General features: G+C 64.6%; 16 protein-coding genes. 10 read left to right on the top strand and 6 right to left on the bottom strand.

All coding sequences use genetic code 11. The annotated features are described in order from the left end of the window. On the bottom strand, positions 1–2,299 hold a 2,299-nt coding region (locus tag E3T39_RS07930; RefSeq protein WP_166784086.1), incomplete at its 3' end, for a transglycosylase domain-containing protein. A gap of 175 nt (positions 2,300–2,474) precedes the next feature. On the opposite strand from E3T39_RS07930, the gene E3T39_RS07925 reads away from it, so the two are divergent. From E3T39_RS07925 to E3T39_RS07915, 3 genes are all read left to right on the top strand, one after another. Beyond that, a complete protein-coding gene (locus E3T39_RS07925; protein WP_134514167.1) occupies positions 2,475–3,569 on the top strand; it encodes a carboxylate-amine ligase in 1,095 nt (364 codons plus the stop codon). 246 nt (positions 3,570–3,815) lie between these two features. Beyond that, entirely contained in the window at positions 3,816–4,427 is a 612-nt protein-coding gene (locus E3T39_RS07920) for a hypothetical protein (protein ID WP_134514166.1), read from the top strand. Next, complete coding sequence (locus E3T39_RS07915; RefSeq protein ID WP_134514165.1) at positions 4,397–5,281, top strand: PKD domain-containing protein; 885 nt, start codon at positions 4,397–4,399, stop codon at positions 5,279–5,281. The genes E3T39_RS07920 and E3T39_RS07915 overlap by 31 nt, the downstream gene beginning before the upstream one ends. 38 nt (positions 5,282–5,319) lie before the next feature. Here E3T39_RS07915 and E3T39_RS16550 read toward each other — a convergent pair whose 3' ends face one another. Both E3T39_RS16550 and E3T39_RS07905 read right to left on the bottom strand, forming a co-directional pair. Next, positions 5,320–6,990 carry a flotillin family protein gene (locus tag E3T39_RS16550; RefSeq protein WP_134514164.1) on the bottom strand — a complete coding sequence of 557 codons (1,671 nt, stop codon included), beginning with the start codon at positions 6,988–6,990 and terminating at the stop codon, positions 5,320–5,322. Positions 6,991–7,286: 296 nt separating this feature from the next. Then, complete coding sequence (locus E3T39_RS07905) at positions 7,287–9,581, bottom strand: caspase family protein (protein ID WP_134514163.1); 2,295 nt, start codon at positions 9,579–9,581, stop codon at positions 7,287–7,289. A gap of 172 nt (positions 9,582–9,753) precedes the next feature. Here E3T39_RS07905 and E3T39_RS07900 point away from each other — a divergent pair, with 172 nt between their 5' ends. Beyond that, complete coding sequence (locus tag E3T39_RS07900; RefSeq protein ID WP_134514162.1) at positions 9,754–11,436, top strand: gluzincin family metallopeptidase; 1,683 nt, start codon at positions 9,754–9,756, stop codon at positions 11,434–11,436. 2 nt (positions 11,437–11,438) lie between these two features. Here E3T39_RS07900 and E3T39_RS07895 read toward each other — a convergent pair whose 3' ends face one another. Then, positions 11,439–12,296 (bottom strand): caspase family protein, encoded by an 858-nt coding sequence (locus E3T39_RS07895; protein ID WP_134514161.1) that lies wholly within the window; start codon positions 12,294–12,296, stop codon positions 11,439–11,441. A 287-nt stretch (positions 12,297–12,583) separates the two neighbouring features. Here E3T39_RS07895 and E3T39_RS07890 point away from each other — a divergent pair, with 287 nt between their 5' ends. Both E3T39_RS07890 and E3T39_RS07885 read left to right on the top strand, forming a co-directional pair. Continuing rightward, entirely contained in the window at positions 12,584–13,297 is a 714-nt protein-coding gene (locus tag E3T39_RS07890) for an AfsR/SARP family transcriptional regulator (protein WP_166784085.1), read from the top strand. Between the two features lie 51 nt (positions 13,298–13,348). Next, positions 13,349–14,203 carry a TIGR00645 family protein gene (locus E3T39_RS07885; RefSeq protein WP_241979590.1) on the top strand — a complete coding sequence of 285 codons (855 nt, stop codon included), beginning with the start codon at positions 13,349–13,351 and terminating at the stop codon, positions 14,201–14,203. 284 nt (positions 14,204–14,487) lie between these two features. On the opposite strand, the gene E3T39_RS07880 is transcribed toward E3T39_RS07885, so the two are convergent. Then, a complete protein-coding gene (locus E3T39_RS07880; protein ID WP_134514159.1) occupies positions 14,488–16,191 on the bottom strand; it encodes an AMP-binding protein in 1,704 nt (567 codons plus the stop codon). A 130-nt stretch (positions 16,192–16,321) separates the two neighbouring features. Between E3T39_RS07880 and E3T39_RS07875 the strand changes: the two genes are divergently transcribed. Both E3T39_RS07875 and E3T39_RS07870 read left to right on the top strand, forming a co-directional pair. Continuing rightward, positions 16,322–16,822 (top strand): GNAT family N-acetyltransferase, encoded by a 501-nt coding sequence (locus E3T39_RS07875; protein ID WP_134514158.1) that lies wholly within the window; start codon positions 16,322–16,324, stop codon positions 16,820–16,822. 687 nt (positions 16,823–17,509) lie between these two features. Then, positions 17,510–19,051 (top strand): maltokinase N-terminal cap-like domain-containing protein, encoded by a 1,542-nt coding sequence (locus E3T39_RS07870; RefSeq protein ID WP_134514157.1) that lies wholly within the window; start codon positions 17,510–17,512, stop codon positions 19,049–19,051. 409 nt (positions 19,052–19,460) lie between these two features. On the opposite strand, the gene ku is transcribed toward E3T39_RS07870, so the two are convergent. Next, positions 19,461–20,294, bottom strand: a complete 834-nt coding sequence (gene ku / locus E3T39_RS07865; protein ID WP_134514156.1) for a non-homologous end joining protein Ku — start codon at positions 20,292–20,294, stop codon at positions 19,461–19,463. 71 nt (positions 20,295–20,365) lie between these two features. Here ku and E3T39_RS07860 point away from each other — a divergent pair, with 71 nt between their 5' ends. Both E3T39_RS07860 and E3T39_RS07855 read left to right on the top strand, forming a co-directional pair. Further along, positions 20,366–22,858: an ATP-dependent DNA ligase gene (locus E3T39_RS07860; protein ID WP_134514155.1), complete on the top strand. Its 2,493-nt coding sequence runs from the start codon at positions 20,366–20,368 to the stop codon at positions 22,856–22,858. 25 nt (positions 22,859–22,883) lie between these two features. Beyond that, complete coding sequence (locus E3T39_RS07855) at positions 22,884–23,579, top strand: phosphatase PAP2 family protein (protein WP_134514154.1); 696 nt, start codon at positions 22,884–22,886, stop codon at positions 23,577–23,579. Positions 23,580–23,624: the final 45 nt, after the last annotated feature.

The raw sequence follows: 23,624 nt of genomic DNA, 5'->3' as shown, positions 1-23,624 counted from the left end.
CCGCGTCGGGCGGGGCGGGGGCCGCGTCCGGCGGGGCGGGGACCGCGTCGGGCGGTGCGGGGACCGCGTCGGGCGGTGCGGGTGCCGCCGGCGGGGCGACCGGCGGGGCCACGACCACGGGCGGTGGAATGTACTTGGGGGCAAGTTCGTCGAAGGCATCTCCGCCGTACTTGGCGTTGACGACCGACATCACGACCGGCCACATGCGATGCCGGGCCGTCGCGATCTGGTCCCGTCCAAAGAACTGTCGCCGTTGACTGAGTGCTCCGGTCACACTCACCACGGCGACCACCGTGGCTACCTTGGTGCTGGCGCCGCTCATCCAGGTGTCTTTGGCGCCATCCGTTGTTCCGGTCTTGCCGATCATCGGCACCGCAGGCACGGTGTTGGCGTTGGACTGCCGCCCGGTGCCGCCCGTCATTACCCGATGCATCGCGTAGGCCATGCCGGCCGCGACCGTCGAATCGACCGACTGCGTGCAGGCCGACGGCGGCACTGCGACCTCCACGCCGCCGCGATCGACGATGCGGTCGATGGCAATCGGCGAACAGGTGACGCCCTTGTTGGCGATCCCGGCGAAAGCGACGGCCATGGTCAGCGGCGCAACCTCATTGGTTCCGATCACGGTTGCTGCGGACTGCGACAGCGGGTTACCGTCGGCCCGGTGCACCCCGAATGCCTCAGCCGTCTTGCGGATGCCGCAGAGGTCCAGACGCTTGGCCATTCCGATGAAACCGGTATTGATCGAGCCAACGGTGGCCTGCAGCGCGCTGTAATTGGCGCCGGATTCGTTTGCATCGTTGCGCGGGTTGAAGGGTGGTTTGTCCCTATCGTAATTCTGAGGACCCAGGCAGCTGTCTTGGAAGGTGCCCCAATTCGCCTTGCGCCGGGAATCGACGCGTTCGTTGAGCGAGTGACCCTCCGTGAGCCAATCCGCCAGGGTGAAGACCTTATAGGTCGACCCGGGTTGAAACCCGCTCGACCCGCCCTCGGCGAAGTCGGTGGCGTAATTAATGCCGGTGTAGTTGGCTCCGGTCGCCTGCACTATGGGGTCCTGGCTGTAGTCCTTGTTCTGGGTCATGGCGAGCACCCGACCGGTGCCGACCTGCACGCTCGTGATCACCGCGCCCACGTCACCGCCGGCGTAGACCTTGGGCACCTGCTGATTCATGGCGGTCACGGCCGCGTTCTGTACATCGAGGTCGAGGGTCGTGTAAACGTCGTAACCACCGCGCCGAAAGTTGAGCATACGAGTGGCAGCATCCGTGCCGAAGGTGGGATCGTTCTGCAGAATCTTGGTCACATAGTCGCAGAAGAACGCGTTGGCGGCGGCAGTCTGGCAGCCCGTGCTCGGTTCGGTGATCACGGGTTCGACCGGTAACGCGACGGCGGCGTCGTAGTCGGAATTCGTGATCTTCTTGTAACGCAGCATCTCGCGCAGAATGTAGTCGCGGCGTTGCTTGTTGGCCGCGTAACCGTTTGCGGCCCCATTGGTCTCGCTCGCAGGCTTGTCGAGCTGAAACTTCACCGGGTTGTTCACGATCGCGACCAGGCTCGCCGCCTGCGTCAGGGTGAGGTTAGCCGCGGTGGTGTTGAAATAATAATTGGCTGCGGCCTCGATGCCGTAGACCGTGCCGCCGAAGCCGGTGATGTTGAAGTATTGCTGCAATATGTCGTGCTTGTTGTACTTCTTCTCGACCCCGATGGCGAGCCGCATCTCCTTGAGTTTGCGATCTGGCGTGGTCTCGGTCGCCGCGCTGTAGCACGCGTCGTGTGCCCGCTTATCGGTGAGCAGCTCGCACTTCTGCACGAGCACATTCTTCACATACTGCTGCGTGATCGATGACCCACCCTGCGTGTTTCCCCCGGCCACAGTGGTGGCCGTGGCCCGCAGGGTGCCCTGCAGATCAACCCCGCCATGCTCGTAGAATCGGGGGTCTTCTCCCGACACTGCGGCATCCTTCGCAAACTGGCCGATCGCATCCCAACTCACCTCGATGCGGTTCTGATCGTAGAACGAGGCGAGCAGTTCGAACGTCCCATCACTGCGGGTGGCAAAGATGTCACTCTTCTGCGACAGGGGCTCGATGCTGACGTAACCCGGCAAATTCTCGAACACCGAGATCGTGTTGGTCGCAGCTATGCCCGAGAGCGCCACGACCGGGGCCACCGACACGGCGACCAGAACGCCCGCCGCCGTGCTCATGGCGACGAACCCGAGCAGGCCGCCAAGAACGCCATGAAAAGAACGCCGCCATGATTGGGCCGAGCCGGCCGGAACCTCGGTTACTTGCACCACGTTTACCCCCAACTGAGTCGATAAGAGCGAGAGCCCACGCCTGTACATCAGTTCGTGACTATTGGTCATGTTAGTCAGGTGCTAGTGCGAATGTGACCGGCTGGCAGATTTGAGAATATATCGGCTTGATGCCGATTTTTCAAGTAGTATCCGGGGAAAGTGTCGGAGGTGAGGAATGCGAACGTTCGGCATCGAGGAGGAATTCATTTTCTTGAGGCCGGCAACCCTGCAGCCGGCGAACGTCGGCGACGAAGTGCATGCCGAGCTCCTCGGCCACTCTCCCGTATCGCGGTTCATCAGCCACGAGTTTCTCGCTTCGCAGATCGAACGATCAACGCCGGTCTTTGATCGCTTTGAACAGGCATCCGCTGATCTGCTCGCCTTTCGGTCGCGGCTGGCCGCCGCCGCCGCCAGCCGGGGGGTTATCGCCGCCGGTGTCGGCGCGCCGTTCCAGACCGAGGGTTGGCCGGAGGTGACCAATGTTGAGCGCTATCACACGGTCGAGACCGAGTTTCGGGGGTTGGTACCCGATCATCTGATCAACGGACTGCATGTGCACGTCGGTATTCCCAGCCGGGAAGCCGGAGTGCAGGCGCTCAACCGGGTGCGCGTTTGGCTGCCAACGCTGCTCGCGCTTGCCGTGAATTCACCGTTCTGGCACGGTGCCGACACAGGATTCTCCAGCTGGCGCAGCGTGCACATGCGCCGGTGGTCGACGATTGGCTGCCCGCCGCTCTTCGCGGACGCCGCCGAGTACGACCGCAGAATCCGCCGGCTGGTCGGCGTTGGCGGGACCTACGACCTGCGCACGATCTGGTGGAATGCGCGTCTGGCCGAGGATCATCCCACCGTAGAGATTCGGGTTTGCGACGCCCAACTTGATGCCCCGTCAACCCTGCTGCTCGCGGCGCTGACCCGGGCGGTCGTCACGCAGGCCCTGCGCGATGGCGAAACGGATGTCGCGCCCATCGATATCGCGCCAGAATTACTCGACGCGGGGCTCTGGCACGCCGCTCGCGAGGGCATGGAGTCGACGCTGCTGAATCCGGTGTCGGGAACACTGGAAGCAGCATCCGCTGTGGTGGACGCCCTGCTGCACTACGCGGCCGATGCCATCGACGAGGTCGGCAACCTCGATCGAATTCTGGAGCTGCTGGCCCGGGTGCGGCGACTGGGCACCGGAGCCGAACGTCAGCGCGCCGCCATGCGGTCCGGCGGACAGCCCGCGCTGGCCGCACTGCTCGCGCACGCACTGACCGCGCACGCCTGAGTTTCAGCTTTTTAGCGAGCGGTACAGTTTGGCGATCGTCCAGATTTTAATCGAGCGGCTGGCGAGGACCGAACGAAAAATGCATGCCAATCTCGCTGACCCGGTCGCGGGTTGGCCCACGCCGTCGGCGAGGGTTCTCGCGGCACTGCTGGGCACGCTGCGATAGTTCCTACTGCGATTTGACGCTCCACGCCAGCCTGTGGATAACTCCTGCGGGAATGTAGCAATCCGGTCTACTCTGCACCCATGCGAAAAATGTCGCGTCGCCGCCCCGCGCACACCGTCGTGCCGGGTGCATTCCTTCTGATATCAACCGTTTTGCTGAGCGGATGCATGGCCACCCCGGCTCCCGCTCCCGCTGACACGTCAGCGCCCTCTGATGCGGCCGCGCCCACGGAGGTTCCCCCGGTATTCGCCTCGGACGAGGATGCGCTGGCTGCGGCGACGGCGGCGTATGCGGCGTATGAAGCGTTGTCCGACTCCATAACCGCAGAAGGCGGGACCGGCGGCGACCGAATCGCGAGTGCTGCCAGCACCACCTATCTCCCTGACCTCCTCAATGGATTCGACGGATTCTCTAAAAAGGGTCTATTGAGCCGCGGCGCATCGACCTATGACTCGGCGAGGCTCATCCGGAGTTCGGTCGAAACACACGGAGGGGTTTCAATCGAGCTCTACCTCTGTTCGGATATCTCGGCAGTTCGCCTCTTCAACCTCGCTGGAGTCGACGTGACTCCACCTCAACGCACCAACCGAATTCCCCTGCAAGTGGGCTTCATTTCGAGCGCGGCGGAACCTTCCCTGTTGCTCCTTGATAAGGAGGACGTATGGTCCGGCAAAAACTTCTGCCAGCTTTAACGGTCGGAATGCTCCTGGCATTTTTGCTGCCGGGGATCTCGTCTGCCTCGGCATGCACGGTCTCCGAGTCCCTGACAGAAAATTGCCCCGAACTCATCTCTGGCGGCAACACGAAGGGCCCCGGAGTAGACCTGTTCGCCGAAGCCGTCGGGAGTTCGGGCGGCGGATCAGGCAATGCGGGCAAGTCCAACGGCGGGTCGACGGGCAGTCAGGCTCGACCATCGATGTGTGTGAGCGCCAAACCGCTGGGGGGAGACAGCCAATGGGTCCTGTGCCAAGCAGGCTTGAGCGACATGGTTCAACGACACCCGCAGTTCGTCCCCACCATTGCGGCGCCCGCCGCGGACTGCGCGGGATGCTCCCCCGAGACCGTCGTACGCGTCTCCGACTTGCAGAACTTCCCCGCTTTCGCCGCCCCCTCCGGTATGGAGCCCAACGGCTGGGCCATCGTCGGGCTGGCCGCGAATTTCTGGGCCGGGGCATCCGCTCAAGTGAGCGAAGGATTGTTGCTCGGCGCACCCGCGCAGGTTATGTTCACGCCGATCGGCTACCGCTGGAACTACGGCGATGGCAGCTCCGCAACCTCCACCGACAGCGGCGCTAGCTGGGCAGCACTCGGCCTGGCCGAATTCTCCGAAACCGGCTCCAGCCACGTCTACACCGAGAAGGGCAGCTATTCCGTGGTGCTGACCGTCGATTACCGAGCCGACTACAGCTTCGGCGACCAAGGCTGGCGCCCCGTCGAAGGCATTGTCTCTGTGCCCTCCACGCCGTTCTCCGTCGTGGCAGCGAACGAATCTACGGTGCTCGTCGCCGAAGACTGCCTCGCCAACCCCCGCGGCCCTGGCTGCTGACCGGGCCGCGGGTTGCGGCGCTGTACGAACTGCGCAGGCTACGGGAGCAGGCGGTCCCCGGCTTTCTTAGGGAGCCGCGCGGCAGCGGCACGGACGATTGCGGCAGCAGCTTCGTCGGCGACGGCATCAAAATCTACGCCGTCGATCGACTGCGAAACGGATGCTTCGGCTGCTGATCGCGCAGCCACGGCTGCCGTCGCTGCCGCCGACGAACCAGCCGAAGCAACCCCCGTCGACGGTGTTGCTGACGACAAGACCGGCGGCACTGCCGGCGACGCGACGCCCGGTGTCGCGCGAGTCGACGCAGCATCAGCGGATGAAGCGGATGCGCCGCTGTGCGCGGGCGCGGCGTTCCGCAGGGCGGCTCCAGCCGTGCCGCCGAGCAGCCCGCCCAGCAGGTCTTTGATGCCGATCCCCATGGTGGAGCCGAGTACGGCGTCGACTTCACTGAAGCCCGACGCGACGTTCTTGGAGAGTTGGCTGGCACCATCCGTTGAAATGACGGTGAGCTGGTCGATGTTACCCATGGGAGCGGCGAGCTCGTGCGCGATCTGCGGAAGCATCTCGATCAAGCGCAGCTGGATGAGCGCCTCGGATTGCTGGGCGACGGCCTCGGCCGAGAGACGGGTGGCGGTCGCCTCGGCGGTACCGCGGGCGAGAATGGCGTCGGCGTCGGCCTGACCCTCAGCGCGAGTGGCGTCGGCGTTGGCGACACGGCTGTCACGGTCGGCGGTGGCCTTGGCGACGGAGGCCTCGGCTGCGGCAATCGCGGTGACGCGGATCCGGTACGCATCGGCGTCAGCGATCGCGTTGACCTCGGATTCCAGCTCGGCCTTGCGCAAGCTCGCGCGGCGCTGGGCGGTGAGTTCCTGCTCCTGCACAATGGCCTGTTGCGCCTTCGCCTCGGCGAGGGGCCTCGACGCGGCAGCCTCTGCGGAGGCTTTGTCGGTGTCGAGCTGCAGCGCGGCCTTGCGCAGGGCGAGCGTATTCTGCGCTTCCGCGATGGCCTGCTCAGCGGTGATCAGGGCTTCCTGCGATTCGCGGTTCGCGACGTGCTCGGCCACCTCGGCCTGGCGACGCACCTTGGCCTGCTCAGCACGACCGATGTCGCGGATGTAGTCGTTCTCGTCGGTGATGCCCTTGATCTCGAAAGAGTCGACGTCAAGGCCCTGATTGGCGAGCGACTCACGTGCAGTGGCGAGCACCGAGCTGCCGAGCTCATCGCGTTTCTGGATGACGGTCATAACGTCGGTCGCGCCGATCGAGGAACGCAGCGAACCGCTCAATACCTCTTGCGCGAAGCCATCGATGTTTTTGTCCTGGCCAAGAAAGCGCTGGGCTGCGGCGCGAATCGCGGCGGGGTCGTCGCCGACCTTGACGATGGCGACGGCTTCAACCGAAAGCGTGATGCCGTTGCGGTCCTGCGCGACGGCAGTGATCTCGATCGCCCGGCTGCGCAGGCTGATCTTGAACGCCTTCTGGAAGAAGGGAGTGATGAAGACGCCCTGTCCGTGCACGACGCGCTGACCGGATTCCTCGAGTGTCGCACCATCGACGATGGTCTTGCGGCTCTTCTTGCCGGTGATGATGAGGGCCTCGTCTGGCCCGGCATTCTTATAGATGGTCTTGGCGTAAATCAGGCCAATAAGCAGAACCACAATGATCGTAAAAATGATCCCGGGGATCGGGCTGAACAAAAAATCGAGCATGGAGTCCTTCCGAGGCGCATGGCGCGTACGTCGTTTCAGCGATCCGGTCTGTCTCCCGTGGCGCCGAGCTTTGCGTTCAGTCTCGCAGGCCACGGCGCGGATGCGAAAGATACCGCCAATCAGAATGTATGGGCCCAGGCTGGAGCCCGCGACCGTGGACGTCACGTCAGGGGCCAGGTGCTCGCAATCGCGTTCCTTCCCTGCACTTTCACGGTGCGCGGGAGGCGCGCCGCTGCGCGGGAGGCGCAACTCCCGCGCACCGGCGTAGCCCCCACGCAGCGGCGCCCGACGGACGGCTACCCGTCGATGAAGTCTGCGGCAGCGCGCAGGAACGCGGCGGCTGCGAGGGCGCGCGCCGCGGCATCCGTTTCGCGCGAGCCAGCGCTGCCCATCACTCCTGCAGGGCCAGCGGATCCCGCGAGCGGGTCGATCCCGCCCGCGCCGACCTCAGGTCCTACGCCGGCGGCCGCGTCGAGCAGGGCTGAAATCGCGCCCGGGATCGCTGCGGAGCCCGCACCCGCCGCGATGGCTCCCAGACCAACGGACGACCCAACGCCAGCCAGGTCAACGGCGGAAGCGCCAACACCACCAATCAGCGGCGCCAGGAAGATGCGCGATTTCGCCGCGCGCGCACCATTGAAGTCGGGGTTCTGCCGCGGCTGGCTGGAAAATGCCTCCCGCACTTTCAGCAAGAATTCCCCGTTGGTCAGCCGATTCGCGCTCGGCACCACGAGCAGGCTCGCCGCAACGGTGAAGTCGCCGTGGCCGCCGGTTTCGTATGCCACTTCGGTGGGTTTGCAGGCGCTAAACAGCACCTCCCGTGCGAGCGCTCGCTTGCCGGCCCGGGCTGGTGTGCCGCGCTTGGCCCGATAGTTCCTGCTGGTCTGCTCATCGGGGATGATGAACCGCACCCGGCGACCGTGAGGAGCGGATGCCGCACTCAGGTCCGCCACGTCGGCCGGCTGCAGCTGCAACCGGCGTTGGCCATCACCGGAGTGGCAGGAGTCGAAGAACGCTGTGAGACTGACGCCGTCGGGCAGCTGGTCGAAGATCTCGCCCAGGTCGTCGTCGATGATCAAGTTGCCCTCGCGAAAATCGATCGGGCAGAGGGCTTCGTCGTACTTCGTCTCCGCGTTGCCGGCCTCGGACTCATCGCCGTCGAGATCGTCCACGTAGGTGCCGTGGCCGGCATACTGAAAGGCCAGCACGTCGCCGACGACGCTGCTGGCGACCAGGTCGAGCAGCCCGAGCAGAATGTTCTGCCGGGTCGCCTCCGCGTCGAGCACGGTACGCACCGCGAACCCGGCGGCGGTGAATTGTGTGGCCCAGGCCTCGGCATCCGCTACGCAACCGTAGAGCGCATCGCCGCCCGGATAGGCGTTGATGCCCACACAGAGCGCCTGGTGCGTGCCGACCGGTCGGGGCGCTGCTGGGCCCGGCACAGGCCAGAGTTCGTCGCCGAGGTCGCGGGTGGCCGGAAACGACCGGATGCGCGACCTTCCGGTAACCCGGCGGGCGACGCTATCCATGGTGGGAATGTCGTTGTCGAAACCGCCGTGACTGATAGAGGTGGTGCGGCTGGTGAGCGGGCCGCTCGTCGTTTTCGACCAGACGATGTCGGCGGCGCCACCTGCTCCGGGCGACCCGCTTGTGCCGGACAGGCCGAACAGTTTGGCGAGCATGGGGTCGGCGCGCAGGCATTCCTCGAGGCCGAGAATGGGGAAGAACTCTTCGGGTTCGAACGAGGCCCGCACGAGGTAGAGCAGGGATTTTCCGTAAGCGCCGAGGCAGGTATCGTCGCGTTCTAGCTTTTCGGTCATCGTGAACACTGCGAGAGATTTCACGCCGTGACCGACCAGGGGCAGGATCTGCTTCTCAAAGACATCGGTGCGCACGGCCGGCGCGAGCAGGCTGAGCGTGCCGATGGCCGGCACGCCGGCCTTGAGCACGGTCGGCAGAAAGAAGGAGTGAAAGATCGACCCGGCGCTGTGCCCGATGGCGTGCACGCTGATCGTGTCGGCGTGGGCTGCGCAGTAAACGCCCAAGGCGTCGGCCACATAGCGGGCGCCTCCGTCATCGGCGGACGCGGCCTCCGCAGATTGCTTCATCTGGCCCCAAATTGCTTGACCCTGCCCGAACCGGGCGGCCAGTTCGAACACCCGGTCCTTCGCCTCGTCGAGCCAGCCGCGACGGCCGTGCGCCCAATCGCCGACCGCGCTCGTGATGGCCCCGGCCAGGCTGGTCTCCCACACGAAGTGAATCGGATACACGCCGTTCGACTTCCACCAGTCCACCTGGGCCTGGGCGATGCTCAGCCCGGATTGCTCATCGACGAGCCCGCCATGGGCGTAGAACACCAACGGAACGACACCGCCCTGCTCAGCCACGAAAGCCGGCAGGTGTGTGGCGAAAATGGCGTCGACGTCTTTCTTTGTGGTCGTGAATGCGCCCGTCGACGAGAACTTGCCACCGCTGAGGTTAACGACGTGCGGCCGCAGCTTATCTAGTTCACTCTTCGATATAAGCGGCCGCCGCTTCGTGGCGTTCGGGTGAGCGGAGCTGGTCGACTTAGCGAGGCTCGATTCGGACATGGCCACGTTCCTTTCAGGGTCGAACAGGTGGGCCGCCGCACAGATCGGCAATGTGATTATGGCGCTGAAGCGTTACTGCGGTGTTACTGCACGCGTATTGCAGGGCAACGCCTTGACAGGCCTGGTATTCGGTTGCATATTGCAGGCACAAACGGATTCTGCGGGGGCCGCCATGACGACTGGTACCGACCCGGAATCAAGCAATCCGGCACACAGCGGCCTACAGGTGAGCCTGACTGTTCTGGTAGAGGGACCGTTCACCCGCGGCCCCGACGGACCGCTCACGACGACCCTGCGGGTGCCCGTCGAGCGCATCGGTCCAGGGCCGCGGAGTGCCCGGTTCGACGTGATTGTGCGTCGCCCCGGCGAGAAACCGTTCAGTCTCGAACTCGGCTCCCGCACCCCACCCTGGATGGTCGTCGACGAAGGACCTCCCGACAGTCTCGCGGCCTTACTTCAGGACAGTCGGTTTTTGGCACAGCAGGTGTACGCGGTGGCGGCATCCACCCTGGCACTGTTCGAATCGACCCTGGGGCGGCGCATGGGCTGGGTAGGCGGTGGCCGGCTCACAATCAGCGCCTACGATCGGGTTTCCTACCGGGAGTCTGGCTATTATCGCGACGACGGCCTGATTCGCTTCGGGCACAAACGAGACGGCCGCGCTGAGAAGGCGGTGCCGCTCGCCCTCTTTCGTGACCTCGTGGCGCACGAGGTCACGCACGCCATCGTCGACGGGTACCGGCCGAAATGGGCAGATTCCCACGCCGAAACCGACCAGCTCGCACTGCACGAAGCCATCGCCGACCTCGTGGCACTGCTGTCGGTATTTTCCACGCAGACACTGGTGGAGCAGTTGCTGACCCAGAACGGCGGCGACAGCCTTGACCTCGACACCCTCGATGAAAATCTGCTGCGCAGCGACCTGTTCCGCCTCGGTGATGGCCTCTTCACCCACGGGTCGGCCCGGCCGTCCCTGGCCGATGAACTTGCCCCGAACTGGCGCACGCTGAGCGACCCGCACCTGCGCGGCGGGGCGATCGTGCAGGTGCTGCTGCGCGTGGTGGCCCGGTTGTGGCTAATGCGCCTCGACCTCCCCGGCGGACGCTCGAGCCTGTACCAGGTGGCGCGCGCCGGAGCATCCGTTGGGCGTCAGGTATTGAGCATGCTTATTCGCAGCCTCGGTTACATGCCGCCAGTTGATGTGACGTGGGAAGACCTGCTGCGCGGCATCCTCGCCGCCGACCAGGCGGTCGTGCCCGACGACGACCTCGACTACCGCGGCGTCGTGGTGACGGCCTTCGCCGAAGCCGGAATTGCACTGCCAACGCCCACCGACCTCTACGGCGTGTCCACCTTTACCGCCCTGCGGTATCCGGTGCGACTCGCCGCCCTGAGCTCCGATCCGGAGGAGATCGTGCGGTTTCTCTGGGAAAACCCCACGCTTCTCGCTGCGGCGAAAATCGACCCGACGCGGCCGATTGTGGTCGAGCGGGTGCGCCCCACTCTGCGCGTCGGACCCGACGGTTTTGTGGTCTCGGAGATTGGGGCCACCTTCACGCAGGAGTTTCGCCTAAGCGCCGTGGAAGCGCGCCGTTTCGGCCTCAACACCCGGGTACCGGTGTTCATTCGAGGCGGCGGGCAACTACGGTTCGATGAGGGTGGCCGGCTCAGCTTCGCTGCCCTCAAACCGATTCTCGACCCGGAACGGCAGCGGGCCAAGCTCGCCGCCGTCCAGGGCACTGGCGTAACGGATGCCGCCCCGCCGCTCGCGCCTCAGCTGCCCGGCGCGACTTCAAAGATCGCCGCTACGCCCCCAGTGGTCTCAGTGCATAGGCGGCCGACGTTTCATCCGTGACGCTAGAACGCGGTGCCCCACGCGGTCGATTTTCCGGGAGCGGATGCCTCCAATTGCGCCCGTTGGGCGAACTTGCGCGCGCGTAGCTTTGCGTTGACCTGTTTGATGACCGCCGCACGGCTCGGAGCGGACCCGGATTGCAGCGCATCGAGTAGAAAGCGGGTGAACGCCCCGTTGTACCGCCCGCCGAAGTTTGCATCCGCAGCGGTCTGATCGGCCCGACAGGCGGCGAATAAAACCGGCTTGGCAGCGGACGTCGACGAACGAACCAGGTCCCGCAGCGTGCGGGTGTCCGCGCCCTCAGCCTCGGCACCATCCCGGCCGAGCGGTGTCGGCGGCGGAACGAACCGGGGGCGTCGGTCGTCGACAGTGGGCACCAGATCCAGGGCGCGCAGCCCGCTGCCACTGTGGCAGGTATCGAGAATCACGTCGAGCAGCACTCCCTTAGGCAGCCGGGTGAACAGATCGTGCAGTTCGTCGTCGACGATCAGGGAGCTCGCGTCCCAGACGGCACCGTTCTGCCGCAGGTCATAGGTGGCAAAGGCCTCGTCGACCTGGTCGGCCTCGTCACCGCTCGTGTCGGGAAGTTGGGTGCCATGACTCGACATGGTGAACACGATGTGGTCGAGGTGTTCCCCCGGCGTATTCGCGCGGTCGAGCGCCTCGGTCATCGCCCCGAGCACGGCATCCTTGGTCGCGGCCTGATCGGTCAGTACGGTGATGCTCGAGTCGGCGAAGCCGTAAGCCGCGCCGAGCAGGGCGCAAACATCGGCGGCATCGTTCACGCAGCCGTTCAGCCAGCTGGCCATCGGCAGGTTCTCAAACCGGTTGATGCCCACACAGAGTGCGAATTGACTCATGGCCGTCCCATCTCGAGAGTTCGTGCCGGTTGAGGGTAACCCCGTCGGCGTTACCGGTGAGTTATTCAGTCGACACAGCCTCAGGCGGCACAGCCTCAGGCGACGAATCACGAGACGGGTTGCGCATGCCGAAGCATTCATTTTGGGGGTTGCGGCATTGACAACCACGCCCGGGCTGGCCATTCTGGGCGTAGCAGCACCCGCCTCATCGGTGCGGGCCCGCTGTGCACTCTTTCGCGGATCGAGCACTAATGGGATTTTCGGCACTACCGGGCTGGGATCTTCGCGTGCTGGGCTACTGGCAGCTGCGCTACAACGGCGTGCCGGTGGAGGTAGGTGCGCGGCAGCAGCGCTTGCTCGCCGCCCTCGCCGTGCTGCACACCCAGCCGCGGCACGTGCTCGCCGCTCTGCTCTGGCCGGACAGCCCCGAGCGTCAGTCGGCCGGAAACCTCCGGGCAAGCGTCTTTCGCATCTCTCATGAACTGCCACGTTTGCTCGGCGCGAACGAGCCGCTGCAGCTCGACGCTGCCGTGCGTGTTGATCTGCGTGAGGTGCGGAAATTGGTCACCGAGATCACGCTGACCGGCGGCCGGCCCGTGCCGCCGGAAGCGATCGATCTGCTGCAGGAGGCCACGCTCTTGCCGGGCTGGTACGAGGAATGGGTGATCGACCAACAGGATCACCTGGTCCATCAACGCGTAGACGCCCTGGAAGCCCTGGCCCGCTTCTATCTGGTAGCGGGCAGTTTCAGCCATGCCCTGGGTGCGGCGCGTGCTGCAGCACTGGTGGATCCCCTCCGCGAGAGCGCCCAGCACCTGCTCGTTCGCTGCCACCTCGCCGAAGACAACTATGCATCGGCGGTGCAGGTCTACCGCAGTTATCGCGCCCACCTGAGCCGCGAACTCGGCGTCGAGCCGTCCGCTCATTTCGCCGCGCTCCTCGGGCTGGATTCCGCGACTGTCGATTCGCGCGTGCTGGTCCGGTCGATGAAGACCAGTTGACCGCGCCCGCTCACAGGTGGTTCCCACGCGGACCCAACCTATGATCAACCGGTGACTGAAACAGCCCTCCCCCGCCCCTTCCGTCCCCAGTCCCGCTGGGTCCGCAGCGTCGGGCTCATGATCTTCTTCAGCCGCTGGCTGCAGGCGCCCCTCTACATCGGGCTCATCATCGCGCAGATTATCTACGTGATCGTGTTCATGGTCGAGCTGATTAACCTCGGCGGCGACGTCTGGACTTCACTGACCGTGCCCGGCGACGACGGCGGAATCCACGTTGAAGAAGCCGCGATCATGCTCTCGGTGCTCGGCCTGATAGACGTCGTGATGATTGCAAACCTGCTGATCATGGTCATCATCGGTGGCTACGAGACGTTCGTCTCGCGCATCCGCCTGGAGGGTCACCCCGACCAGCCGGAGTGGCTCAGCCACGTCAATGCGAACGTGCTGAAGGTCAAGCTTGCCATGGCCATCGTGGGAATTTCGTCGATCCACCTGCTCAAGACCTTCATCGAAGTCGGTGATTTGGCCGCCCGCGGCACCCCCATCGACTCCAGCCCGAGCGAGACCATCACCGGCAACGTCTACACCTGGGACGGCGTGCTCTGGCAGGTCATCATCCACATGGTGTTCATTCTCTCAGCGATCGCCCTGGCTTGGATCGACCGCATGTCCCAGGCCGGGCACGCAGCCCCGCCCGCACCATTAGCCGCTGCCGTGCACGGGCCGGCCATCATTCCGGAGCCGGTCGCGGCTCTGAATGCTGCACCCATCCGTCGCGAACTCGCGCCCGCGGCATCCACCGGTATCGCCCTGCACTTGACCCAACTGGGTCAACTGCGTGACGCCGGTGTGGTGACGGATGCCGAATTCCTCACCAAAAAGACGGAACTGCTCGCCCGCTACTAGAACGTCGTGAGGCCGTGGGCGGCGCCAAAGCGGGTTGCATCAGCGGCTCCCCGCCCGAGAGCGTCACCCCGCCGCCGGTCGCCGCGAACGCACTTTAATATCGACGAATGCGCTCCAGCACGTCATCCATCGGCGTGTGTGCGCCGTCCTCATCGTCCAGGTATCCGGGTTGTGGCAGTACTGGCAGGTGAAACTCGGAACGTCCCAGCTGTATCGCAACCATCGGTATCGAGGCCGCCAGGGCGCGTCACGGGCCGTAAGTCCCGTCTTTTAAGCGGATGCTGTTAGCGCTTGAGCTCCGAGAACTGGTCGTCGCGCCACTCGTTCGGCAGAGGGGTACCCGTAGCGACCGCGTCATTTTCACGCTCACGCAGCTCGACCCGGCGAATCTTGCCCGAGATGGTCTTGGGCAGATCGAAGAACTCCACCCGCCGCACCCGCATGTAGGCCGGCAGCCCGGTGCGGGCGTGTCGCAGGACTGCTTCGGCGGTCTCCGCCGTCGGTTCCCAGCCCGGGGCGAGATGAATGTAGGCCTTGGGAATGTTCAGCCTGGTCGCGTCGGGCGCGGGAACGACGGCGGCTTCGGCGACCGCGGGGTGTTCGAGCAGCACGCTCTCCACCTCGAACGGCGACACCTTGTAGTCGCTCGATTTGAAAACGTCGTCGGTGCGGCCGATGAAGGTGAGGTAACCGTCGGCATCCACCGTTGCGACGTCACCGGTGTGAAAGAAGCCGCCCCGAATGGCATGCGCGGTGAGGTCGGGTTCGCCGTGGTAGCCGCTCATGAGGTTGACCGGGCTCTGCGAGAGGTCGAGGCAGATTTCGCCCTCGTCGGCGGGCAGCTCGGTGATCGGGTCGAGCAGCTTGATCGAGACGCCGGGCAGGGGCAGGCCCATCGACCCGGCTTTCAGTACGGAACCGGGCCCGTTTCCGACGATTGCGGTGGTCTCGGTCTGGCCGAATCCGTCGCGGATGGTCAGCTTCCAGCCGTTATCGATCTGCCGGATGACCTCGGGGTTGAGCGGTTCGCCAGCCGAGAGCAACTCGCGCAGGCTGGCCGGGCGGGCGCCGACATCCGCTTGAATGAGCATGCGCCACACCGTCGGCGGGGCGCAGAACGTGCTGACCTGGGCGCGGTGCAGCTGCGCGATAAGCGCGGCCGGGTCGAACTTGGAGTAGTTGTAGACGAACACGGTTGCCTCGGCGATCCACGGGGCGAAGAAGCAGCTCCAGGCGTGTTTGCCCCAGCCAGGCGAGCTGATGGCGAGGTGTACGTCACCGGGGCGCAGGCCCAGCCAGTACATGGTGGAGAGGTGGCCGACCGGGTAGGAGGTCTGCGAGTGCAGCACCATCTTGGCCTTGCTCGTCGTGCCAGAGGTGAAGTAGATCAGTGAGGGGTCAGCGGATGCCACGATCGTCGTGATGGGTTCCGGGGTGACCCGATAGGCATCCGCGAAGTCGGCCCACCCGGGGCGGGCCTCGCCGACACCGATGCGGGTGTAGTCGCCCGCAACGTCGTCGAATTTGGCCGCGTCAGCCGAGTTGGCGATCACGTGGCTGACGCCGCCGCGGCGAACCCGGTCGGTCAGGTCGTGCGAGGCGAGTACGGCGCTCGTGGGCATGATGACGGCGCCCACCTTCATGATGGCGAGCATCGCCTCCCAGATCTCCCGTTGGTTGCCAAGCATGAGCATGACGTGGTCGCCATGCCCCACACCCTGCCTGGTCAACCAGGTTGCAACCTGATCGGAACGATGGGCCATTTCGTCAAAGGTGAGCTTTTGCTCACTGCCGTCTTCTTCGACGATCCACAGCGCGATTTTGTCGTTGCCGCGGGCAAGCACGTCGAACCAGTCCGTGGCCCAGTTGAAGTGTTCTCCCACATCGGGCCAGCGAAACTCCTGCGCGGCGCGAGCGTGATCGTCGCGCAGGGCCAGAAGCTGGTCGCGTGCTGCACGGTAGTTATTGGTGCTCACCTGTTGAGTCATACGCCGTTGTCTCCTCGAACGAGTCGCCAGGGAAACGGCGACAGTCTATTCTGTCAGGGCTTCGGGTCGGCCAGAGCCTGGCCGACCGTGGGCCGCGTACTCAGCTCGTTGCGAGGCCTATCGTTGATGGATGACCTTCTCTATTCGTTCTCTCGTGCCCGACGATCTGCCGCGCTTGCTCGCCCTCAACAATGCAGCCGTGCCCGCGGTCAATGAGCTTGACGCCCCGGCGCTGGCCGCCCTCGCAGAACACAGCCACCTCGCGGTCGCTGTCGTTGCCGACGACGCGCCCGATGTTGCGCTCGGGTTCGCCATCTTGTTTGTCGCCGGGGCAGACTACGAGAGCGAAAACTACCGCTGGTTTGCCAGCCGGTCCACGGATTTTCTCTACGTCGACCGCATCGTTGTTGCTGACGGGTTTCGCGGGCAGGGCCTCGGCCAGGTGCTGTACGACGCGATCTTCGGCGCGGCACGCCGCGAGCTGCTCGCCGAGGTGCTGTGTGAGGTCAACCTGGAGCCGCCGAACCCGGGGTCGCTCGCCTTCCACGACCGTCTCGGGTTCACCGAGGTCGGCCAGCTGTCAACCAAGGGCGACACCGTCGTCGTGAGCCTGCTCGCGGCGTCCGTCTAGAGACGACCGCCGTCACTAACGGTGGCTGGCCGTTCGTCCCGGGCGTCGCCCGGGGCAGGTCGAGGCGTTCGCGGATGGTCTGCAGGAGTGTCTGTATACACAATCGGCAGTCGGTGAATCCAGTTATTTGGCCCGCCGCAGAGGGTTTGAGCTTACGTCCGCCGAAACGGGGACAGACGAACTGCTCTGTATACATAAATCGGCGAGAAGTTCAAGGGGGTGCGGCAATAGGCGATTGCCCCCTATGGTCTATCTGACGCGAGTTATCGCTTGCGCAGAACCAAGCCAAGGGACAACCCTCGATGCGAATTACCTGCCCGTTTTGCAAGTCACAGGCCGACCTGAAACCGAACCCCGCGCAAGCCCTTCGGCTCTCGCTCCCCCGCTACGTTCTTAAGTGCACGGGTTGCGAACGCACCAGCATTCGCGTTGAACCCGCGCGCCTGCCGCACGCACTCGTCTCCGCTTAACTGCTCGGCCGCGACGTCCTGAATCCAACGCGTGCCGCTGCCCGGTTTCCTCGACCGGTTGGCAGCGCACACGGGGCGTGTCGCGCGAGATGTTCGTGACAGCCCAGTTCGCCCATCTCTCCTCGCGGCGCTGTCGCCGACATCTGCCGCGCGAATCACCGCAACGGCACGCCCGAACACGCCGACTTAATCCGGGCGGGGAGGATACGCTGACGGCATGATCGATGGAGACAGCGCCCCGAATACAGATCCCACCGCTAATCCTGACCTCGCCCCGGCCCATCGAGGCACCCCGATGCCCGATTATGTCAACGCGTGGGTATCGACACAGCGGTGGTTCGGCAATAAGGGGCAGGTACCGGCTCTTCGCAGCATCGGCCACTTCTCCCTAAACTCGGTCGACCCGGACGTTACCATTCGCATCGACCTCATGTTGGATACCGCGAGTCTGGGCCTCACCCTCTACCAACTGCCGACCACGGAGCGGGTTTTTGAACTTGCCGGCTCAGCCAATGCCCTGATCACCGTGCGCAGGCCCGGCTCCGACCGAGCACGCTTTATTTATGACGCCGCCTATGATCCGATCTTCGCCGCTGCAGTGCTCAGCTTCATAGAGCTGCGGGGCGTGACGAGTTCGACCGGCGCTCCGGCGACCGATCGCACCGCCGTCAGTGCGCACGGTGAGGACTTGAGACCGGATTCCGACGCCCCTCGGGAGGCTACGGTGGTATCCAGTCGCGTCCTCAACGGTGAGCAATCCAACACCTCGATCATCGTGCAGCGCACGGACGCAACCGGTGCGCCGACAACGCCGATCATCTGCAAGGTTTTTCGCATCATTCATGCCGGTGAGAATCCTGATGTCGTGGTGCAGGCAGCCCTGGCCAGGGCCGGATCAGCGCGGATCCCGGTCCCTTTCGGTGACATTCTTGGCGAGTGGGATGACCCCGCCGAACCTGACAGTCGGGCTGTCGGCCATCTCGTATTTGCCCAGGAGTTTCTGCCCGACGCCCCAGATGCATGGCGTACAGCCCTGGTCGCTGCTGCTGCCGGCAGCGACTTCACTGGCCCGGCTTTTCGACTGGGACAGGCCACCGCCGATGTACACGAGGACCTCGCCCGTACTTTGCCGACGCTGGATGTGACCCCAGCGGTCATCGCCGCCGAAATGGCCAAGATGCGGCAGCGTTGCAGCCAGGTCCTGAACGAAGTACCGATTCTGACCAGGCACGGCGATGCCATTGAGGCTGTCTTCGCTCGCGCGGAGACAGCGACCTGGCCGCGATTGCAGCGCATTCACGGTGATTTTCACCTCGGCCAGGTGCTCGACGTGCGGAATCGTGGCTGGGTATTGCTGGACTTTGAGGGTGAACCTCTGCGCACCCTGCGGGAACGCACTCGGCCCGATATCGCGCTGCGCGATGTCGCCGGAATGTTGCGATCGTTCTCCTACGTTGCGGGTGCTATGACGGCAGCGATGCCCGACTTGACCGGGGTGGCGGTGCCGGGCAAACCCGTCGCCGGCGAAACGACGGATGCCGGACCCACTATTTTCGAGTGGGCCACGGCTTGCCGTAATGCCTTCCTCAACGGTTATGCGGAACGCTCCGGCGTCAAACTTGCCGACCAAAAAGCCTTGCTCGATGCGTTCGAACTCGACAAGGCACTCTATGAAGCCGTCTACGAGGTTCGTAACCGCCCGACCTGGCTGCCGATCCCCCTCGCCGCCATCGAGCGGCTGGTCGGCGTGTCTCACTAATCGCCGTTGTAGAGAATGCCGAGGCGGTGAACAGCGTTGCTACTCCACGCGCCACCACTGAATTCGGTCTAACCCTGAGCGAGCCCGACGAACATGGAGTCGTGCAGCACCGACACGTGCTGCCTGACTATGGCACTTCACGTTCGGAGGGCAGTTGCTCCCCCACAATCATGAGTCCGAGCTCAATGGCCAGGTGATGCGGGCAAGCTCGGTGTCGGTGGGGCTCAAACCGGGTAATGCCCGACACGACGGGGTCGGTGAGCGCGGGGGTTGCGCCAGTGCGCGGGAGTTCTGGCCTGGCCAGAATAGCCGCGCGGCACATCGCGCGGGAGCTGCGCCAGTGCGCGGGAGTTCCGCCTCCCGCGCAGCGGCGCAACTCCCGCGGGTCATGATGTTCGGGCCGGCCGGGTCAGGAGGCCGAACGGGCCCGCTTCGGTTTCGGCGTCGGCTTGGCTCGGTCACGGCTGGCCTCGACACTGCGCCGTAGTGCTTCCATCAGGTCGAGCACCTCACCGCCCTCGCCCTCCTCCGCTGATTCACCGAAGGTTGCCTCGGTCGACACTGCATCGCCGCTCTTCAACTTGACCTCGATGAGCGCCCGTAACTCATCCTGATAATCGTCGTTGAAGGCATCCGGTGCGAAATCGGCCGCAAACGACTCGACCAACGCCGCCGACATGTCGAGCTCTTTCGCGCTGATGTTCACCCGCTCGTCGAGGGACGCAAATTTAGCCTCACGCACCTCGTCATCCCACAGCAGCGACTGCAGCATCAGCACATCGCCGTGCACGCGCAGCGCGCCGAGACGGGTCTTCTGCCGCAGCGCGAAGTGTACGATCGCGGTGCGGTCGGTGGCTTCGAGCGTGCGCCGCAGCAGCACGTATGCCTTCGATGATTTACCGTCGGGTTCGAGAAAATAGCTCTTGTCGAGCATGATCGGGTCGATCTGGTCGCTCGGCACGAACTCGACCACGTCGATCTCCTTGCTGTGCTCGGCCGGCAGCGACTTGAAATCGTCAGCGGTGAGCACCACGGTCTGCTCGCCGTCGTCAAAAGCCTTGTTGATGTGGTCAAAGGGCACGACTTTGGCACAGATCTCGCACCGCCGTTGATAGCGGATGCGTCCCCCATCGGCATCGTGCACCTGGTGCAGTGCGACGTCGTGGTCTTCGGTGGCGCTGTACACCTTGACGGGCACGTTGACGAGCCCGAAGGTGATCGCACCGGTCCAGATGCTTCTCATACGACCAGTACACACCCGAATGAGACATTCGTCGCCTAGTAGACACGGAGTTTCCGCGGCACAGTTGACGCATGAACGCCAGCAGCCAGGTGGTCTCCGTCGAGGGGCAGCGCATTACGCTCACCCATCTCGACAAGGTCTTGTACCCAGAGACCGGAACCACAAAGGCCGACGTCCTGGCCTATTACGCAGCGATCGCCGACGTGCTCGTCGGCCACGCCGCGAACCGCCCTGCCACCCGCAAACGCTGGGTGCACGGCGTCGGGACCAGTGAGACCCCTGGCGCGATGTTCTTTCAGAAGAATCTGGAACCATCGACGCCGAGCTGGGTGAAACGGCGCGAGATCCAGCATAAAGACCACGTGAACATCTACCCGCTCGTGAACGACCTCGCCACCCTTACCTGGCTCGGGCAGATGAGCGCTCTGGAAATTCACGTGCCGCAGTGGCAGTTCGGTCGTACCGGCACCCCGCGCAATCCCGACCGGCTCGTGCTCGACCTCGACCCGGGGCCGGGTGTCGGACTGCTCGAGTGCGCTGAGGTGGCGCGACTGGCCCGCGCCATTTTGAACGACATGGGTCTCGACCCGATGCCGGTGACCAGCGGGAGCAAGGGCATCCACCTGTATGCAGCGCTCGACCTGTCCTACAGCTCCGAGCAGATCTCGGCCGTGGCGCACGAACTGGCACGCGCCCTCGAGGCCGACCACCGTGACCTCGTGGTCAGCGATATGAAGAAAAGCCTACGTCCCGGCAAAGTTTTGGTGGACTGGAGCCAGAACAACGCCGCGAAGACCACCATCACGCCGTACTCACTGCGGGGGCGCAGCCACCCCATGGTCGCAACCCCGCGGACCTGGAAGGAGCTCGCCTCGGCCGACCTCGAGCAGCTCGACTACAAGCAGGTACTCGCACGCCTGAAGCGACGGGAAGATCCGCTCGCGCTACTCACAGCCGGGTCCTTCGAGCGCTCTGGGAGTGACTCCAATGCGGCGAGCGGAGGCTCGACCCCGCCGCTCGTCACGCCGGACCGCCTGACGGTGTACCGCGGCAAGCGTGACGCCGCGAAGACCCCCGAACCGGTGCCGGCCGCGGCAGCCGCGGCATCCGATGGCACATCGTTCGTCATTCAGGAACACCACGCCCGCAGCCTGCACTGGGACTTTCGGCTCGAACACGACGGGGTGCTCGTGTCGTGGGCACTGCCCCGCGGCGTGCCGGTAACACCCGCGCAGAACCGGCTCGCGGTACACGTCGAGGATCATCCCCTTGAGTACGGCAGTTTCGAGGGAAATATTCCGGTCGGAGAATACGGTGCCGGCGACGTGTCGATCTGGGACCGCGGCAAGTACGAACTTGAAAAGTGGCGCGATGACGAGATAATCGTGACCCTGCACGGCGAACCAGACTCCGGGCTTGGCGGCACCGCCCGGTTTGCCCTCATTCGCACGAGCGACAATCACAGCAGCAAGGCAACGAACAACTGGCTGATTCACCGCATGAAGCCGAACATTGGGGCTTCTGGCGGCTCACGCACGAATGCCCGCCCGCACAGCAACCCCGCGGCGACCATCACGCCCGCAGCGCCGAAGAACACTTACTCCCCCATGCTTGCCGCCGCCGGCTCCGAAGCCGACCTCGGCAACGAGGGGTGGGCCTTCGAAATGAAGTGGGATGGGATGCGGGCCCTCGCCTATGTGTCGCTGCGCGAGCAGACTGTTCGCCTGATCACTCGCAACGGGCACGATGTAACCGCGTCGTATCCAGATCTCGTGGCCGACCTGCTCGCCGCGGTAACAGCACGGTCAGAAACGGATTCCGCGGTGCTCGACGGCGAGATTGTGGCCGTCGATAAACGCGGGCGGCCCGATTTCGGCCTCCTGCAGACGCGGATGAAACTTACCGAGGCTCGGGAAATCGCCGCGGCAGCCAAGAAAGCGCCCGTGCAATTCATGCTGTTTGATCTGCTCGAAGAAAACGGGCACCCACTCACCGCGCTCACCTACAGCGCGAGACGCGACCGGCTCGAGTCCACGGTCACGGCGACCGGCTCAACCCAGGTGCCGCCGCGGTTCGAGGGTGACTTTTCCGAGGCCTTCCACACCAGCCACCAACTTGGACTGGAGGGGGTCATGGCCAAACGGCTCGACGGGCGCTACACGATGGGTCGCCGGTCCCGCGACTGGGTGAAGATCAAACATTTCCGCCACCAGGAAGTGGTGGTGGGCGGCTGGCGACCCGGCCGCGGCAACCGGTCCGGCGCGATCGGCTCGCTGCTGCTGGGAGTACCGACCGACGGGGGGCTGCGCTACGTGGGCCGGGTCGGCACGGGATTCGGGGAACGCGACCTGACCAACATCCGTTCCCGACTGACCGGGCTCGTTCGCAAGACCACACCGTTCAGCGATATTCCCCCAACGGATGCCCAAGGCGCGGTTTGGGTGCGCCCCACTCTTGTCGCCGAGGTGGAGTTCGCCGAGTGGACGGCAACCGGTCGGCTGCGCCAGCCGTCCTGGCGGGGATGGCGTCCCGACAAAATACCGGCCGATATCACGATCGAATAGTGCGGGCACGATCTAGCATTGCTCCATGGTCAGTGATCGGCATCCGGAGGACATTGCGGCACCACGCGCAGCACGGGTCACACGCTGGTGGCCACTGATCAGCGGTCTCGCTGCGCTCCTGCTGACCGTATTCCTCGGCTATCTGGTGGTGCTGCGCGGCGCCGCTGAATCTACCGGGGCTGGGTCGCTCGCCATTGACCGGGCTTGGATGATCTGGATTGACCAGTTTCGCGGACCCATTCTGAATGTGCCGGCGCTGGTGCTCAATTACCTTGGCGCCGGGCTGACCGCATCGCTGCTGATCCCGGCGCTGATCGTCGGCGCGCTGCTTTTGGCTCGGCGATATTGGGCGGCCGGCTATTATCTGGTGGCGACGATACTCACCGGCGGTGCTGTGCAGCTACTCAAGCACCTGTTCGGGCGCATGCGTCCCCAGGACATTCTGGTCAGTGTCGATTTTGGGTCGTTTCCGTCGGGACACGCGGCGAATGCGGCCGTCATGGCCATGATTTTTGCACTTCTTTTTCCAAAAATCTGGGTGTGGGCGCTCGGAGCCGCGTACACATTGGCCATGATGCTGAGCCGAACCTATCTGGGAGCGCACTGGTTGACCGACACGATAGGCGCCCTGCTTCTCGGCGCGGGCATTGCCGTTGTAGTCTGGGCGCCGCTGGCTGCAAAACTTGACGGCGAACGCCGGCTTCGGCGGAGTCAGCAGTAGCCACGAACCATCCTCTTCTCCGGCACGTCATCACTAGACAGGACG

It is taken from the genome of Cryobacterium suzukii (assembly GCF_004403185.1).
Classification (GTDB): domain Bacteria; phylum Actinomycetota; class Actinomycetes; order Actinomycetales; family Microbacteriaceae; genus Cryobacterium; species Cryobacterium suzukii.
Note: the sequence above shows the minus strand (reverse complement) of the source record. Positions and strands in the feature narration are given on the sequence as shown.